Annotated in this window: 18 protein-coding genes and 1 pseudogene; 13 read left to right on the top strand and 6 right to left on the bottom strand. The window is 59.3% G+C overall.

The features are described 5' to 3' along the window. Positions 1–49 precede the first annotated feature (49 nt). Complete coding sequence (gene rpsT, locus AC3ITY_RS28490; protein ID WP_007970922.1) at positions 50–328, bottom strand: 30S ribosomal protein S20; 279 nt, start codon at positions 326–328, stop codon at positions 50–52. A gap of 252 nt (positions 329–580) precedes the next feature. On the opposite strand from rpsT, the gene murJ reads away from it, so the two are divergent. The 6 genes from murJ (at position 581) to ispH (ending at position 8,137) form a co-directional block, all read left to right on the top strand. Continuing rightward, positions 581–2,119 carry a murein biosynthesis integral membrane protein MurJ gene (murJ, locus tag AC3ITY_RS28485; protein ID WP_489306256.1) on the top strand — a complete coding sequence of 513 codons (1,539 nt, stop codon included), beginning with the start codon at positions 581–583 and terminating at the stop codon, positions 2,117–2,119. Positions 2,120–2,248: 129 nt separating this feature from the next. After that, complete coding sequence (gene ribF / locus AC3ITY_RS28480) at positions 2,249–3,187, top strand: bifunctional riboflavin kinase/FAD synthetase (protein WP_489306255.1); 939 nt, start codon at positions 2,249–2,251, stop codon at positions 3,185–3,187. 13 nt (positions 3,188–3,200) lie between these two features. Then, positions 3,201–6,032 (top strand): isoleucine--tRNA ligase, encoded by a 2,832-nt coding sequence (ileS, locus tag AC3ITY_RS28475; RefSeq protein WP_489306254.1) that lies wholly within the window; start codon positions 3,201–3,203, stop codon positions 6,030–6,032. After that, the gene (gene lspA, locus AC3ITY_RS28470; protein WP_007970932.1) at positions 6,025–6,537 is read left to right on the top strand and encodes a signal peptidase II; all 513 of its coding nucleotides are present in this window, start codon (positions 6,025–6,027) and stop codon (positions 6,535–6,537) included. Before ileS ends, lspA begins: the two co-directional genes overlap by 8 nt. A gap of 7 nt (positions 6,538–6,544) precedes the next feature. Beyond that, entirely contained in the window at positions 6,545–6,982 is a 438-nt protein-coding gene (fkpB, locus tag AC3ITY_RS28465) for an FKBP-type peptidyl-prolyl cis-trans isomerase (protein ID WP_172435403.1), read from the top strand. A gap of 207 nt (positions 6,983–7,189) precedes the next feature. After that, on the top strand, positions 7,190–8,137 hold the full coding sequence (gene ispH, locus AC3ITY_RS28460) for a 4-hydroxy-3-methylbut-2-enyl diphosphate reductase (RefSeq protein WP_489306253.1): 948 nt from the start codon (positions 7,190–7,192) through the stop codon (positions 8,135–8,137). On the opposite strand, the gene AC3ITY_RS28455 is transcribed toward ispH, so the two are convergent. Further along, the gene (locus AC3ITY_RS28455) at positions 8,106–8,645 is read right to left on the bottom strand and encodes a GspH/FimT family pseudopilin (RefSeq protein ID WP_489306252.1); all 540 of its coding nucleotides are present in this window, start codon (positions 8,643–8,645) and stop codon (positions 8,106–8,108) included. The two genes, ispH and AC3ITY_RS28455, sit on opposite strands and share 32 nt — an antisense overlap. Positions 8,646–8,775: 130 nt before the next feature. Between AC3ITY_RS28455 and AC3ITY_RS28450 the strand changes: the two genes are divergently transcribed. From AC3ITY_RS28450 to thiO, 7 genes are read left to right on the top strand one after another with little or no spacing between them, the layout of a single operon-like run. Continuing rightward, on the top strand, positions 8,776–9,249 hold the full coding sequence (locus AC3ITY_RS28450) for a GspH/FimT family pseudopilin (RefSeq protein WP_223454804.1): 474 nt from the start codon (positions 8,776–8,778) through the stop codon (positions 9,247–9,249). Next, the gene (gene pilV, locus AC3ITY_RS28445) at positions 9,246–9,695 is read left to right on the top strand and encodes a type IV pilus modification protein PilV (protein ID WP_489306251.1); all 450 of its coding nucleotides are present in this window, start codon (positions 9,246–9,248) and stop codon (positions 9,693–9,695) included. The genes AC3ITY_RS28450 and pilV overlap by 4 nt, the downstream gene beginning before the upstream one ends. After that, a complete protein-coding gene (locus AC3ITY_RS28440) occupies positions 9,692–10,399 on the top strand; it encodes a PilW family protein (protein WP_489306250.1) in 708 nt (235 codons plus the stop codon). The genes pilV and AC3ITY_RS28440 overlap by 4 nt, the downstream gene beginning before the upstream one ends. A gap of 10 nt (positions 10,400–10,409) precedes the next feature. Continuing rightward, complete coding sequence (locus AC3ITY_RS28435) at positions 10,410–10,889, top strand: pilus assembly PilX family protein (RefSeq protein WP_489306249.1); 480 nt, start codon at positions 10,410–10,412, stop codon at positions 10,887–10,889. Beyond that, complete coding sequence (locus tag AC3ITY_RS28430) at positions 10,876–11,289, top strand: hypothetical protein (protein ID WP_489306248.1); 414 nt, start codon at positions 10,876–10,878, stop codon at positions 11,287–11,289. The genes AC3ITY_RS28435 and AC3ITY_RS28430 overlap by 14 nt, the downstream gene beginning before the upstream one ends. Positions 11,290–11,303: 14 nt before the next feature. Continuing rightward, complete coding sequence (locus AC3ITY_RS28425; RefSeq protein WP_489306246.1) at positions 11,304–11,705, top strand: type IV pilin protein; 402 nt, start codon at positions 11,304–11,306, stop codon at positions 11,703–11,705. A 56-nt stretch (positions 11,706–11,761) separates the two neighbouring features. Then, on the top strand, positions 11,762–12,862 hold the full coding sequence (gene thiO, locus AC3ITY_RS28420; protein WP_489306245.1) for a glycine oxidase ThiO: 1,101 nt from the start codon (positions 11,762–11,764) through the stop codon (positions 12,860–12,862). Positions 12,863–12,885: 23 nt separating this feature from the next. On the opposite strand, the gene AC3ITY_RS28415 is transcribed toward thiO, so the two are convergent. The 4 genes and pseudogenes from AC3ITY_RS28415 to AC3ITY_RS28400 all read right to left on the bottom strand — a co-directional run bounded on the left by AC3ITY_RS28415 (position 12,886) and on the right by AC3ITY_RS28400 (position 15,951). Next, on the bottom strand, positions 12,886–14,223 hold the full coding sequence (locus AC3ITY_RS28415) for a sigma-54-dependent transcriptional regulator (protein WP_223532956.1): 1,338 nt from the start codon (positions 14,221–14,223) through the stop codon (positions 12,886–12,888). Beyond that, positions 14,220–14,540, bottom strand: a pseudogene (locus AC3ITY_RS28410) (hypothetical protein); the annotation flags it as partial. The gene AC3ITY_RS28415 and the pseudogene AC3ITY_RS28410, both read right to left, overlap by 4 nt. Positions 14,541–14,568: 28 nt before the next feature. Continuing rightward, positions 14,569–14,802 carry a PP0621 family protein gene (locus tag AC3ITY_RS28405; protein ID WP_223454819.1) on the bottom strand — a complete coding sequence of 78 codons (234 nt, stop codon included), beginning with the start codon at positions 14,800–14,802 and terminating at the stop codon, positions 14,569–14,571. A gap of 126 nt (positions 14,803–14,928) precedes the next feature. Further along, positions 14,929–15,951, bottom strand: a complete 1,023-nt coding sequence (locus tag AC3ITY_RS28400; RefSeq protein ID WP_489306244.1) for an outer membrane protein assembly factor BamD — start codon at positions 15,949–15,951, stop codon at positions 14,929–14,931. Positions 15,952–15,979 lie beyond the last annotated feature (28 nt).

Genomic DNA, 15,979 nt, shown 5'->3' with positions numbered 1-15,979 from the left:
GGGCAATAAAAAACCGACCCTGAGGTCGGTTTTTTAATGAACGGGTCGCTTAGGCAGCAGCGGCAACGTTCAGGGCCTTTACGTGGCCATTCAGGCGGCTCTTATGACGAGCGGCCTTGTTCTTGTGGATGATGCCTTTATCGGCCATGCGGTCGATAACTGGCACAGCCAGAACGTAAGCAGCTTGAGCTTTGGCAGCGTCTTTTGCGTCGATGGCCTTAACTACATTCTTGATGTAGGTACGAACCATGGAACGCAGGCTGGCGTTGTGGCTGCGACGCTTCTCAGCCTGTTTTGCACGTTTTTTGGCGGAAGGTGAGTTGGCCACCGTCGAGCTCCTCGAAAGACTTTTTAGGAAATAGCAAACAAAATAGGCCGCGAATCATGCCGATGAGTTGAAGTCTTGTCAAGGGCACTTGAAACGTTCCGCTAAGTGGTAGGGGTAGCGCGACGGGATATTTCTTTCCGGCGTGTGACCTGTAAACTCGCGAGCTTTGGCTCTGTGCTGTTGCGGCGCGGAGTATCGCACAAGTAGGCGCGTAGTTCGCCTGCTGTTTATCGACAGGCACAAACTCTTTCCATGAATCTGCTCAAATCGTTGGCCGCCGTCAGCTCTATCACGATGCTTTCCCGGATTTTGGGATTTGTTCGGGACACCCTCATCGCGCGGGCATTTGGCGCGGGAATGGCGACCGACGCCTTCTTTATCGCCTTCAAACTGCCCAATCTGCTGCGGCGAATATTTGCCGAAGGGGCGTTTTCCCAGGCGTTCGTGCCGATTCTTGCCGAATATAAAAGCCAGAAGGGTGAAGAGGCGACGCGTACGTTCATCGCCTACGTCTCGGGCCTGCTGACGCTGGTGCTGGCATTGGTCACGGTGTTGGGCATGATCGCCGCGCCGTGGGTCATCTGGGTGACCGCGCCGGGGTTCACTGACACGCCGGAAAAATTCGAACTGACATCCAGCCTGCTGCGGGTGACCTTTCCCTACATCCTGCTGATTTCCCTGTCGTCGTTGGCCGGTGCGATCCTCAACACCTGGAACCGCTTTTCGGTGCCTGCCTTCGTGCCGACCCTGCTGAACGTCAGCATGATCATCTTTTCGGTGTTTTTGACGCCGTACTTCGATCCGCCCGTAATGGCGCTCGGCTGGGCGGTACTGGTCGGCGGCCTGGCGCAATTGCTCTATCAGCTGCCGCACTTGAAAAAGATCGGCATGCTGGTACTACCGCGCCTGAACCTGCGCGACACCGGCGTCTGGCGCGTAATGAAGCAAATGCTGCCAGCCATCCTGGGTGTCTCAGTGAGCCAGATTTCGCTGATCATCAACACCATCTTCGCTTCGTTCCTGGTTGCCGGTTCCGTATCGTGGATGTATTACGCCGACCGTTTGATGGAACTGCCGTCCGGCGTGTTGGGCGTGGCCCTAGGGACCATTCTGCTGCCGACCCTGGCCAAGACCTACGCCAACAAGGATCGTCACGAGTATTCGCGCATCCTCGACTGGGGCCTGCGCCTGTGCTTTGTATTGGTGCTGCCTTGCTCCCTGGCATTGGGGATTCTGGCTGAGCCGCTGACGGTTTCTTTGTTCCAGTACGGCCAGTTCAATGCGTTTGATGCATCGATGACCCAGCGTGCCCTGATCGCCTACTCGGTCGGGTTGCTCGGAATTATTGTGGTCAAAGTGCTGGCCCCTGGCTTTTATGCGCAACAAAACATCCGTACACCGGTAAAAATTGCGATTTTCACCCTGGCGGTCACCCAGTTGTTCAACTTGATGCTGATCGGCCCCCTGGCTCACGCGGGCCTGGCCTTGGCGATCAGTGCCGGCGCCTGTCTCAATGCCGGGTTGCTGTTCTATCAACTGCGCAAGCAGCAGATGTACCAGCCGCAGCCGGGCTGGGCGAAGTTCACTTTCAAGTTGCTGGTCGCGGTGGCAGTGATGTCCGCTGTACTGTTGGGTACGATGCACTTAATGCCGGCCTGGGATCAGGGGCATATGCTCGAACGCTTCTTGCGTCTGGGGGCGTTGGTGGCGGCGGGTGTGGTGGCTTATTTCGGCATGTTAGTGTTGATGGGCTTCCGTTTGCGCGACTTCAATCGCAAGACGCTGGGCTGAGGTTCAGGCCTCGATAAACACGGGCGAGCCGGCGGTTTTGTCGGCTCGATCACTTTGGGTTACGGTGTTGCCTGTCGTCGGCCGCCGGGTGTGGTTATAATCGACCACTTTATGAGCAAGAAGCGCGTTATGCAGCTGGTTCGAGGCCTCCACAATCTGCGCCCCCAGCATCGGGGCTGTGTCGCCACTATTGGCAACTTTGACGGTGTACACCGTGGTCACCAGGCTATCCTGGCGCGGCTGCGTGAGCGTGCGCTCGAGTTGGGCGTGCCCAGTTGCGTGGTGATTTTCGAGCCGCAGCCGCGAGAGTTCTTCGCTCCGGACACCGCGCCGGCCCGTCTGGCCCGCCTGCGGGACAAGCTGCAATTGTTGGCCGCCGAAGGCGTCGACCGTGTTCTGTGCCTGGCGTTCAACCAGCGCCTGAGCAAACTCAGCGCCAGCGAGTTCGTCGATACCATTCTGGTGGATGGCCTTGGCGTCCAGCACCTGGAGGTCGGGGACGATTTCCGTTTCGGCTGTGATCGCGCGGGAGATTTCGATTTCCTGCAACAGGCCGGCATCGTTCAGGGTTTTACCGTCGAAGCGGCGCAAACCGTCGAGCTGGATGGCCTCCGGGTCAGCAGCACACAGGTCCGCAACGCCCTGGCTGCCGCTGATTTCGCCCTGGCCGAACGCCTGCTCGGGCGGCCGTACCGGATTGCCGGTCGCGTATTGCATGGCCAGAAGCTCGCCCGGCAGTTGGGTACGCGCACCGCCAACATACAACTCAAGCGTCGTCGCGTGCCGTTCACCGGGGTTTACCTGGTGGATGTCGAGATCGACGGCAAGACCTGGCCCGGCGTCGCCAACATTGGCGTGCGGCCCACGGTTCAAGGTGATGGCAAAGCCCACCTGGAAGTGCATCTTTTAGATTTTGCCGGCGATCTGTATGACCGGCGTTTAACGGTGGTTTTCCACCACAAGCTGCGCGAAGAGCAGCGTTTCGCCTCTCTGGAGGCGTTGAAAACGGCGATCAACGCGGATGTCGCCGCCGCCCGTGCACTAGCCGCACCTAGCGCCCATCGCTAATGAAGAGCCTTAAATGACCGACTATAAAGCCACGCTAAACCTTCCGGACACCGCCTTCCCAATGAAGGCCGGCCTGCCACAGCGCGAACCGCAGATCCTGCAGCGCTGGGACAGTATTGGCCTGTACGGAAAGTTGCGCGAAATTGGCAAGGATCGTCCGAAGTTCGTATTGCACGACGGCCCTCCGTACGCCAACGGCTCGATTCACATCGGTCATGCGCTGAACAAGATTCTCAAGGACATGATTATCCGCTCGAAGACCCTGTCGGGCTTCGACGCGCCTTATGTCCCGGGTTGGGATTGCCACGGCCTGCCGATCGAGCACAAGGTCGAAGTGACCCACGGCAAGAACCTGGGTGCGGACAAGACCCGCGAACTGTGCCGGGCCTACGCCACCGAGCAGATCGAAGGGCAGAAGTCCGAGTTCATCCGTCTTGGCGTGCTGGGCGACTTCGCCAATCCGTACAAGACCATGGACTTCAAGAACGAGGCCGGTGAAATCCGTGCCTTGGCCGAAATCGTCAAGGGCGGTTTCGTGTTCAAGGGCTTGAAGCCTGTTAACTGGTGCTTCGACTGTGGTTCGGCCTTGGCCGAGGCGGAAGTCGAGTACGAGAACAAGAAGTCCTCGACCATCGACGTGGCTTTCCCGATTGTCGATGAAGCCAAACTGGCTGCCGCCTTCGGTCTGCCATCGCTGGCCAAGCCTGCCTCGATCGTGATCTGGACCACTACCCCGTGGACCATCCCGGCCAACCAGGCGCTGAACGTTCACCCGGAATTCAACTACGCCCTGGTCGACGTCGGCGACAAGCTGCTGGTACTGGCTGAAGAGCTGGTCGAGTCGTGCCTGGTGCGCTACTCGCTGGAAGGTTCGGTCATTGCGACCACCACCGGTAAAGCGCTGGAACTGATCAACTTCCGTCACCCGTTCTACGACCGTCTGTCGCCGGTTTACCTGGCCGACTACGTTGAACTGGGCGCCGGCACTGGTGTGGTTCACTCCGCTCCGGCCTACGGCGTGGACGACTTCGTGACCTGCAAGAAGTACGGCATGGTCAACGACGACATCCTCAATCCGGTCCAAAGCAACGGCGTTTACGCGACGTCGCTGGAATTCTTCGGCGGCCAGTTCATCTGGAAGGCCAACCCGGCCATCGTCGACAAGCTGACCGAAGTCGGTGCGCTGCTGCACACCACCATCATTGAACACAGCTACATGCACTGCTGGCGCCACAAGACCCCGCTGATCTACCGCGCCACCGCGCAGTGGTTCATCGGCATGGACAAGCAGCCGACCACCGGCGACACCCTGCGCCAGCGCTCGCTCAAAGCCATCGAAGAGACCCAGTTCGTTCCGGCCTGGGGCCAGGCGCGTCTGCACTCGATGATCGCCAACCGTCCTGACTGGTGCATTTCCCGTCAGCGCAACTGGGGCGTGCCGATCCCGTTCTTCCTGAACAAGGAAAGCGGCGAGCTGCACCCACGTACCGTCGAGTTGATGGAAGTCGTTGCCAAGCGCGTTGAAGTCGAAGGCATCGAGGCCTGGTTCAAGCTGGACGCCGCCGAGCTGCTGGGCGATGAAGCGCCGCAGTACGACAAGATCAGCGACACCCTGGACGTCTGGTTCGACTCGGGCACCACGCACTGGCACGTCCTGCGCGGTTCGCACCCGATGGGCCACGAAACCGGCCCGCGCGCCGACCTGTACCTGGAAGGCTCGGACCAACACCGTGGCTGGTTCCACTCGTCGCTGCTGACCGGTTGCGCCATCGACAACCACGCACCGTATCGCGAACTGCTGACTCACGGCTTCACGGTCGACGAGTCCGGCCGCAAGATGTCCAAATCCTTGGGCAACGTGATTGCGCCACAGAAAGTCAACGACACCCTGGGCGCCGACATCATGCGTCTGTGGGTCGCTTCGACTGACTATTCGGGCGAAATGGCGGTTTCCGAGCAGATCCTGCAACGCAGTGCGGACGCCTACCGGCGTATCCGTAATACCGCGCGCTTCCTGCTTTCGAACCTGACCGGCTTCAATCCGGCCACCGACCTGTTGCCGGCCGAAGAAATGCTGGCTCTGGACCGTTGGGCCGTAGACCGTACTCTGTTGCTGCAACGCGAGCTGCAAGAGCACTACAGTGAATACCGCTTCTGGAACGTGTACTCGAAGATCCACAACTTTTGCGTGCAGGAGCTGGGCGGCTTCTACCTCGACATCATCAAGGATCGCCAGTACACCACTGGCGCCGACAGCAAGGCCCGTCGCTCGTGCCAGACCGCGCTGTTCCACATCTCCGAAGCTCTGGTGCGCTGGATCGCGCCGATTCTGGCGTTCACCGCCGACGAACTGTGGCAGTACCTGCCGGGCGAGCGTAACGAGTCCGTCATGCTCAACACCTGGTACGAAGGCCTGAGCGAACTGCCGGAAGGCATCGAGCTGGATCGTGCTTACTGGGACCGGATCATGGCGGTCAAGGTCGCGGTCAACAAGGAAATGGAAATCCAGCGTGCAGCCAAGGCTGTCGGTGGCAACCTGCAGGCCGAAGTGACGCTGTTCGCCGAAGACGCACTGACCGCCGACCTGGCCAAGCTGAGCAACGAACTGCGCTTCGTACTGATCACTTCGACCGCCAGTGTTGCACCATTGGTGCAGGCGCCGGCCGATGCCGTGGTCACCGAAGTCAGCGGCCTGAAGCTGAAGATCGTCAAGTCGAGCCACGCCAAGTGCGCCCGTTGCTGGCACTGCCGTGAAGACGTCGGCGTGAACCCGGAGCATCCGGAAATCTGCGGTCGTTGCGTGGATAACATCAGCGGCGCTGGCGAGGTTCGTCACTATGCCTAATGCCGTTGGCCGTTTCGGACGGCTGAGCTGGCTCTGGTTGAGTTTGCTGGTCCTGGTCATCGACCAGGCCAGCAAGTTCTACTTCGAAGGCAAGCTCCAGATGTACCAGCAGATCGTGATCATCCCCGATTACTTCAGCTGGACCCTGGCCTACAACACTGGCGCGGCGTTCAGCTTCCTGGCTGACAGCTCCGGCTGGCAGCGCTGGCTGTTCGCGTTGATCGCGGTCGTGGTCAGTGCGGTGCTGGTGGTGTGGCTCAAGCGTCTGGGGCGCAACGAGACCTGGCTGGCGGTTGCGCTGGCACTGGTACTCGGCGGCGCGCTGGGCAATCTGTATGACCGCATTGCCTTGGGTCATGTGATCGATTTCATTCTGGTGCATTGGCAGAACCGCTGGTATTTCCCTGCGTTCAACTTTGCCGACAGTGCCATCACTGTTGGTGCTGTCATGCTGGCACTGGATATGTTCAAAAGTAAAAAGACCGGAGAAACCGTTCATGACTGAACAGGTATTGGCTGAGCAACGCATCGGCCAGAACACGGAGGTCACCTTGCATTTCGCATTGCGCCTGGAGAACGGCGACACGGTGGACAGCACCTTCGACAAAGCCCCGGCGACCTTCAAGGTCGGTGACGGCAACCTGTTGCCAGGTTTCGAAGCGGCCCTGTTCGGTTTCAAGGCCGGTGACAAGCGTACGCTGAGCATCGAGCCGGAAAACGCTTTCGGCCAGCCCAACCCGCAAAACGTGCAGATCATCCCGCGCTCACAGTTTCAGGACATGGAACTGTCGCCTGGTTTGCTGGTGATCTTCAACGATGCGGCCAATACTGAATTGCCGGGCGTGGTTAAAGAGTTCGATGACGCGCAAGTGACCATCGACTTCAACCACCCGCTGGCGGGCAAGACGTTGACCTTTGACGTGGAAATCATTTCCGTCAAAGCGCTGTAAGGCATTACGGGGCAGCTTCTGTTGCCACCGGACCCTGTGGGAGCGAGCTTGCTCGCGATGAGGGCCTGACAGTCGATGTTGATGTTGACTGACACTGCGCTATCGCGAGCAAGCTCGCTCCCACAGGAAGTTTCACTGTTCTCGAACCTTGTGTTTGAGCAACAGGACCGCATTATCATTTTTCGCGCGCAAGACACGAGGCACAGCATGCAAATCAAACTCGCCAACCCCCGTGGCTTCTGCGCCGGTGTGGACCGGGCGATCGAAATCGTCAACCGCGCCCTGGAAGTCTTCGGGCCGCCGATCTACGTGCGCCACGAAGTGGTCCACAACAAATTTGTCGTCGAAGACCTGCGCTCCCGTGGTGCGATTTTCGTCGAAGAGCTGGATCAGGTGCCGGACGACGTCATCGTGATCTTCAGTGCCCACGGCGTTTCCCAGGCCGTGCGCAGCGAAGCGGCAGGCCGTGGGCTGAAAGTGTTCGACGCCACGTGCCCGCTGGTGACCAAAGTCCACATTGAAGTGGCGCGCTACAGCCGTGACGGCCGAGAGTGCATTCTCATCGGCCACGCCGGTCACCCGGAAGTCGAAGGCACTATGGGCCAGTACGATGCCAGCAGTGGTGGCGCGATCTACCTGGTCGAAGACGAGAAAGATGTCGCGGCCTTGCAGGTGAACAACCCTGAAACGCTCGCCTTCGTGACCCAGACCACCTTGTCGATGGACGATACCAGCCGTGTTATCGACGCTCTGCGTTCGCGTTTTCCGGCCATTGGTGGACCGCGCAAGGACGACATTTGCTACGCCACGCAAAACCGTCAGGACGCGGTCAAGCAACTGGCCGACGAGTGCGACGTGGTGCTGGTGGTCGGCAGCCCGAACAGCTCCAACTCCAATCGCTTGCGCGAATTGGCAGAACGCATGTCCACTCCGGCCTACCTGATAGACGGTGCCGAAGACCTGCAAAAGAACTGGTTCGACGGCGTCGAGCGTATCGGCATCACCGCTGGCGCATCCGCCCCGGAAGTCCTGGTGCGCGGCGTGATCCAGCAGTTGCAGGCCTGGGGTGCTACCGGTGCCGATGAACTGGCCGGTCGCGAGGAGAACATCACGTTCTCGATGCCTAAAGAACTGCGTGTTCGCTCGTTGCTCTGAGTTGTTTCCTTTCTTCGCATAACGCCTGCTCAGCCTTGTCGTTGCGCAGGCTTACGCGACCGGTCCGTGCCAACACCACTTGATGTTGGCTTACCGGTTCGCGAACTGCGCAAATGTGTAATGTCCCTCCAAACAGTGGTTCACCCTGACCTCTGAATCGTATAAAACTTTCGACCGGACCGTTCCCCACAATCGACACGCGTGCGCCGCTCTGGCGTTCGGCCAGCAGTGGATTGTCGCTGTCCATATCCCCCTTGCCGCTGATATCCAGAATGATCCGCCAGCCTTGGCTCCAGTCGCCATTGATGCCGTGAATCACCACGGCCTGGTTGCGGACGATGGCTTCGGTCCGGGCGGTGCGAATACCACTGAAAAGAGCCTGTGCCGCTTGCTCTCTTCGGCTCGACTCGACCAGCGTTGCGAACGTCGGGCTGACCAGATGCAGAACAATTCCTGTAATTGCCAGTCCCATGAGCAGTTCGATCAGGCTGAAGCCTTGTTGCCGCATGACATCTCCCTCCGTGGCGTGCTGTGGCTCGCGCAATCCCTGCGCGAGAAGTGACAACGCAAACGCACCGCATCGCTCGAATGTTGTGCCGCGCAAGAGCAGGTATAGCCGAAGGAAACAGAAGGCCCCGATGGATCATCCTACAAAAGGTTTCACGCTGATCGAGTTGCTGGTCGCGCTCGCGATCCTTCTGATTCTGCTGACTATGGCCGTCCCGGCGTTTACCCGCTCGGCGCAAACAACCAGGGCTGATACCGAAATCGCGGACCTGCAGCGAGCTTTGAATTTTGCCCGGCTCGAAGCCATCGATCGGGGCAATACCACACGGGTGCGCCCGACGGCGGGTGGGGATGTCTGGAGTGGGGAACTGGCGATTTACGACGGTACTGGCGCTTTGGCCAATGTATTACGGGTTGTTCCGGCGATGAGCAGCGGCGCAACTCTGGCGCTAACCTCTGGCGTCACTGCCATCGATTTCAACAGCATGGGCGGATTGTCATCACCGTCCACAGAGGTGCTGATCAGCTATGGGCGAGGAGCACAAAGCAGGACGCTGACGGTGTGTTTGAACGGACGAATTCTATTGGGTGGAAGTTGCGGATGATGGCATGGAGCAAACGTACGCAGGAAGGTATGACGCTGGTCGAAGTCCTGGTGGCATTAGTCATTCTGGGAGTGGGCCTGTTGGGGGCGGCGGCGTTTCAGCTCAATGCGCTGAAGTACACGGACAGCGCGCGCATGACCAGTCAGGCCAGCTTTATCGCCTACGACCTGATGGACCGCATTCGCGCCAACGCCGCTGCGGACTACACCATTGCGCCGCCGGCTTCGGGCAACCCGGACGTTACCCGGGATCAGGACCTGTTTGACTTCAACACCAACATTGTCAGTTCACTCGGTACAACCGCGACGGGCAGTGTCAGCGTCAATCAGCAGGTGTACACCATCACGATTACCTGGGACGACTCACGGGCTGCGAATGCTGCCGATTTGCGGCGCAGCTTCGTCCTGAGCAGTCGCGTGGCCATTGAACCGGTGGTGATCCCGTGAGTCGCCGCAGCAGGGGGTTCAGCCTGGTCGAGTTGCTGATCGCCCTGGCATTGAGCCTGATCGTGGTGCTTGGCGTGGTGCAGGTTTTCATCGCGGCCAAGAACACTTATCTCAGCCAGAATGCCGCCGCGAACATGCAGGAGGACGCACGTTTTGTGTTGAGTAAAATGATTCAGGAAGTCCGCATGGTCGGGATGTTCGGTTGTCTGGAAACGATCACCGATTCAAGTGAGAAAGGTGATTTCCATGCCAGTCAGCTAACGCCGATCCGTTGGGACAACGGCGGCCGCAAGTTGACGCTGGTTACGGCGGATGTCGGCGGTTATGGCGGCAAGCCGGACTGGACCGTGCTTTCCGATTGTCGAACCAATTCGACGGCCTACAGTGAAGGTCGGACGCCGGTGGCAGAGCAGCTGGTCTTTCCGATACGGCAACTGACTTACAGCTTCAGCAACAACCAACTGCTTATGAAGGGGGGGGCCGCAAAACCACAGGTATTGGTGGACAACGTCAGCGCTTTTGACGTGAGCTTCGGCCTGGCCAGCACGGCCACTGATCTGGCTGCTTCGCGCTACAGCAGCAACCCCACGGATCCCGCGCTGATTCGTAGCGTTCGCCTGAGCCTGACCCTCACCGATCCGAACCACCGGGTGAGCGATCAAACCTTCAATGTGGTTGCCGCTCTGCGCAACCGCTTGCCATGAGGGAGCGCCAATGAATCGTGCTCCCATCACGTATTACGCCCAACGCGGCATGGCAATGCTGGTCAGTCTGGTGTTCTTGCTCTTGCTGACGCTGATTGGTCTTTCATCGATGCAGAGCGCCACCCTGCAGGAAAAAATGGCCGGTAGCGTCGCCTTGCGCAACCAGTCGTTCCAGAGTGCCGAAGCCGCATTGCGGGTGGGCGAGGGTACGGTGCAGCGGGACAGTTATGCGCTACCTGTTTGTAGCGGCATCGTGCAGTGTGCACCACCGTCCGAGTCTTCGACTATTACCGCTGCCGGTTTCAACGCCTCTTCCGGCGTGACCTGGATTGCATCGGGCAAGGGCTTTTATGGCGTGCAAAACATCGGTGTCAGCAAAAATGCGGTGAATGTGCCAATCAATACCCCGGCAACCTTGTATCGGGTAACGGCAGTCGGCATCGCGGGGCATTCGCGCAGTGTGGTGGAGAGCATTTATGCGAAGTACTGAGCGACCTGCCAGGTTATGGTCGCAACTGTTTGCTGTCGTCGTCGCGCTTGACCTGTCGATGTCGGCGCACGCTGCCACATCAGCGGATTCGCCAGCGCTGAACCGGCCAACCTGTCTGGCCAATGGCAACTGGTACGGTTTTTACCACAGTAATCAGGGGTTGAAGGCCGTCTGCCTGAAGCTGCCCGAGGCGATCAGCGTTAAGATGCTCGACAGCAACGCCGATGGAGTGGTCGACAACAGCGACACGCTATCCGATGGCGTGATCTTTGTCGGAGAGCATTCGACCCAGGACGCCAGCGACAATGGCGGGGCCGTGAACGATTCCACTGGCGACGGTACTGCGGGGATGGAAAAATCCGGCGGCAGCCGTCGCATCATGTGGCGACAAATACAGTGAGTGAGAATTGAGGCATGCGTAGTTCCAACCGCGGTTTTACCCTGATCGAAATCATGATCGTGATTGCGATCATCGGTATTGTCATGACCATTGCTGCCCCGAGTTTCACCGAATACCTGAACAAGGGCCGTCGCGCAGAAGTGGCCGGTCTGCTCTCGGAGCAGGCGCAGCTCCTGGAGCGCTTCTACTCGCAGAAAAATGCCTACACCGACGCGACGGGCCTCAGTGCCGGCAATGATTACTACCGCATCACACCGACCCTGACCGACCAGGCCTTTCTGCTGACGGCGGTGCGCAAGGCTGACTCGAGCATGGCCGCCGACAAGTGCGGTGATCTGACCATCACCAACACCGGTGTGCTCGGTATGGTCAACGCGAAATCCGGCCTGACCAGCAAAGACTGCTGGGGGCGCTGAGTTTCTTTTTCCGGTGCCTTTTGCACCCTCTGTCTATTTAACGATTGGATCAGAACATGACCAGGCAACAGCAAGTGGTGATTGTTGGCGGTGGGGTGATTGGTTTGCTGACGGCCTTCAATCTCGCCTCCGAAGTGCAAAGCGTTGTGCTGCTGGATCGCTCGAGCGTCGGCCAGGAATCGTCCTGGGCCGGTGGCGGCATCGTGTCGCCGCTTTACCCGTGGCGCTACAGCCCGGCGGTCACCGCGTTGGCTCACTGGTCCCAGGACTTTTATCCACAGCTGGGCGAGCGCTTGTTTGCCGCCACTGGCGTTGATCCTGAAGTGCACACCACCGGTCTGTACTGGCTGGATCTGGATGACGAGGCTGAAGCGTTGGCATGGGCCGCCCGGGAAAATCGTCCGCTTAGCGCGGTGGACATTTCGGCAGCACATGACGCCGTGCCGGTGCTGGGCAGTGGTTTTTCCCGGGCGATCTACATGGCCGACGTCGCCAACGTGCGCAATCCGCGTCTGGTGAAGTCGCTCAAGGCCGCGTTGCTGGCGCTGCCGAACGTGACGATCCATGAGCAGTGCGAAGTCAGCGGATTTGTTCGTGACGGCAACAAAGTGGTCGGCGTACAGACCTCCACTGGTACTGTCCTGGGCGATCAAGTCGTCCTGACGGCGGGGGCCTGGAGCGGTGATTTGCTCAAGAGTCTTGATCTGACGCTACCGGTCGAGCCGGTGAAAGGGCAGATGATTCTCTACAAGTGTGCGGCGGATTTCCTGCCGAGCATGGTCCTGGCCAAGGGGCGTTATGCGATTCCCCGGCGCGACGGGCACATACTGATCGGCAGTACGCTGGAGCATGAAGGCTTTGACAAGACGCCGACCGGGTCGGCACTGGAAAGCCTGAAGGCGTCCGCGGTGGAGTTGATCCCGGCGCTGGCCGATGCCGAAGTGGTGGGGCATTGGGCCGGATTGCGCCCGGGATCACCCGAGGGCATTCCTTATATCGGCCCGGTGCCGGGGTTTGACGGGCTCTGGCTCAACTGCGGGCATTACCGTAACGGGCTGGTGCTGGCGCCGGCGTCATGCCAGCTGTTTGCCGATGTGATGCTGGGGCGGGCGCCGATTATCGATCCGGCGCCTTATGCGCCTGCCGGAAGACTTTGAAGCAAGCACAAAAAATCGCAGCCTCAATCCAATCCCAACTTCTTGAGCCTGTAGCGCATCGACCTGAATGACAGGTTCAACCGCTGAGCCGCCGCCGTGCGGTTCCAGCGGGTTTCCTCCAGGGCCTGGAGCAGCAGTTGGCGTTCGACGTTTTCCAGGTAGGTTTCCAGATTGTCGATCCGGGTCAGGTCCGGCACGCCACCCTCTGCCCCACAGTTGCCTTCAGCCAGGCGCAGGTCGCCGGCTTCGATCTGATTGTTCTCACACAAGGTGTGCGCCCGTTCGAGCATGTTTTCCAGTTCCCGCACATTGCCCGGGAAGCGATAGCTTTTCAGCGCATCGAGGGCTTTGGGTTGGAGTCTCGCGGCAGGTTGACCGGTATCGGCGGCCAGGCGCTTGAGTATGTGGCTGGCTAGCGTTTCGATGTCATCACGACGCTCGCGCAAGGGCGGCACCGGGAGTTCGATCACGTTCAAACGGTAGTAAAGATCATGACGAAATCGTCCAGCGGCAACTTCGGTGCCAAGGTCCTTGTGCGTGGCGCAGAGAATGCGCACATCCACTGCCACTTCCTGCTGCCCGCCGACGCTGCGTACGGCTTTTTCCTGAATCGCGCGCAGCAGTTTGACTTGCATTGTCAGCGGCAGGTCAGCCACTTCGTCGAGGAGCAGGGTGCCGCCGTGAGCTGTCTGGAACAGGCCGGGTTTGTCTTCGATGGCGCCACTGAAACTGCCTTTGCGATGGCCGAAAAACTCGCTCTCCAACAGTTCCGAGGGAATCGCCGCGCAGTTGATCGCAATGAACGGTTGATTGGCGCGGGGGCTTTGATCATGGATCAGGCGCGCGACCAACTCCTTGCCGCTGCCGGATTCTCCGCTGATGTATACCGTTGCATGGCTGCTGGCCAGTTTCGTGATGTGTTTGCGCAGGTTGCGCATGGGCAATGAGTCGCCCAGCAAGCATCGATTGATGCCGACCCCGCGGGCAGGAACCAGCAGGGCGCTGGTGACCAGTTCACGCAAGCGCGTAAGGTCCACCGGTTTGGTCAGGAAGTCGAATGCTCCGGCCTTGAGCACATTGATCGCGGTTTCGAGACTGGCATAGGCAGTGATCATCGCTACCTGGACCTGAGGGTGGCGTTGCTGGATGTGCTGCACCAACTCCAGGCCGGTTCCATCCGGCAACTGCATGTCGGTCAGGCATAGATCGAAGGTTTCGCGTTTTAGCAGGGATTGCGCTTCGCCGACGTTGCGGGCGTTGAACGTCTCCAGTTTCATCCTTCCAAGGGTGATTTCCAGGAGTTCGCGAATGTCCGGTTCGTCATCGACGATCAAGACTTTTTGTCGTGGTCTCGTGTTCAACGTGGGGTTCGTCCGTGAGCATAGGTCATGCAAAAGCAGCCGCTTTCCTGGCGTGCTTTGAAGTCTAGGCGGGACAGAATGCTTTCGCCCGGCTGGCCGGACAGATAAAGCCCCGGGCCCTTGATATGGCGGGCTGGGGCCTTATTATCGAGTATTTCCAGTGATTTCAGATCGAGCCGTAGCGGCGGCATTTGCTCGCGGCGCAGCAGGTGCAGGACGTTTTCGATTACCCGGTTCATTCGCAGAAAGTGATCTTGAATAATCTGCGTCAGACGTCGATCGATGCCTTTCAGTTCCTTGGGGGCGCGCGATAGTTCTCAATCGGCCGCCATTTCGGGTGAGGTGTCAGCGGCCTCTGGAACCTTTGTCTTGCTCGAGATGAGCCTGGCTGCAATACCATTGCTGGTCGAGGCTTAGCGCGCGGTCACGGGGCAGGTGAACGCCGCAATGGGCGCAACGGACCATGGGCGCCGCTTCCCGTTCGGCAGGGGGCTTGGGGGTGGAGGCCTGCCCCTTGAATTTGCGCCAGAACCATACTGCAGCGGCAATCAGGGCAATCCAGAACAATAAACGAAGCATGGTGAGCTGCTTTTTGATTGATGAAGCGGCAGTTTAGCCAAGGACAAGACAGGCGCACAGTGTAATAAAGCGCTGAAAATAAAAAAGGGAGACTCGAAAGTCTCCCTTTTTGCACAACCTAAGGTGTCAGTCGAACACGCCGAAGGTCATGTAGCTGAACCACGAACGGTCGCTGTCGTTGCCTTGCGCTTCGTGATTTTCTTCTTCGACCGCGTCGCCATTGCCGTCTTTAGGCTTGAGCTCGCTCGGAATTGCGTCCTTGGCGTCCTGGAACTGCCTCTGCACGTCCTGGTTTGCGCGGGTTTCGCCCGGTGGCAGCGGCGGACGGGACTCGATCAGGCCCAGGGTCGTCTTGCTCAGCCACGAGCGGTTGTCGGCTTCGGCCACGGTCGGTACGAACTGACCGTCTACCAGCGTCGGGTGGTTCGGGTAGTTGAGCTTCAGGGTTTCCAGGCTGGTGGCAGCCAGTTCGTCCAGGTGCAGGCGCTGGTAGGCCTCGGTCATCACCGCCAGGCCATCGCCGACCGAAGGGGTTTCCTGGAAGTTTTCCACCACGTAACGACCGCGGTTCGCGGCGGCGACATAGGCCTGACGGGTCAGGTAGTAGTCGGCCACGTGAATTTCGTAGGCTGCCAGCAGGTTGCGCAGATAGATCATGCGCTGCTTGGCATCCGGTGCGTAACGGCTGTTCGGGAAGCGGCTGGTCAGCTGGGCGAACTCGTTATAGGAGTCGCGGGCGGCACCCGGATCACGCTTGGTCATGTCCAGCGGCAGGAAACGCGCCAGCAGGCCGACGTCCTGGTCGAAAGAAGTCAGGCCCTTGAGGTAGTAGGCATAATCGACGTTCGGATGCTGTGGGTGCAGGCGAATGAAGCGTTCCGCAGCGGACTTGGCCGCTTCCGGCTCGGTGTTCTTGTAGTTGGCGTAGATGAGTTCGAGTTGCGCCTGATCGGCATAGCGACCGAACGGATAACGCGATTCCAGAGCCTTCAGCTTGGCGATGGCGCTGGTGTAGCTGCTATTGTCCAGGTCGGCTTGAGCCTGTTGATACAACTCGACTTCACTGAGGTTTTCGTCTACGACTTCCTTCGATGAGCAAGCAGCGGTCAATGCGAGGATGGCGATCAGCAGCAGGTGTTTCACTTGCATGGCGGCTTGCGTCCCTATGACGGCCGCT

Source organism: Pseudomonas sp. GL_091 (assembly GCF_057837725.1).
This window is presented reverse-complemented; position numbering and strand designations above follow the sequence as displayed.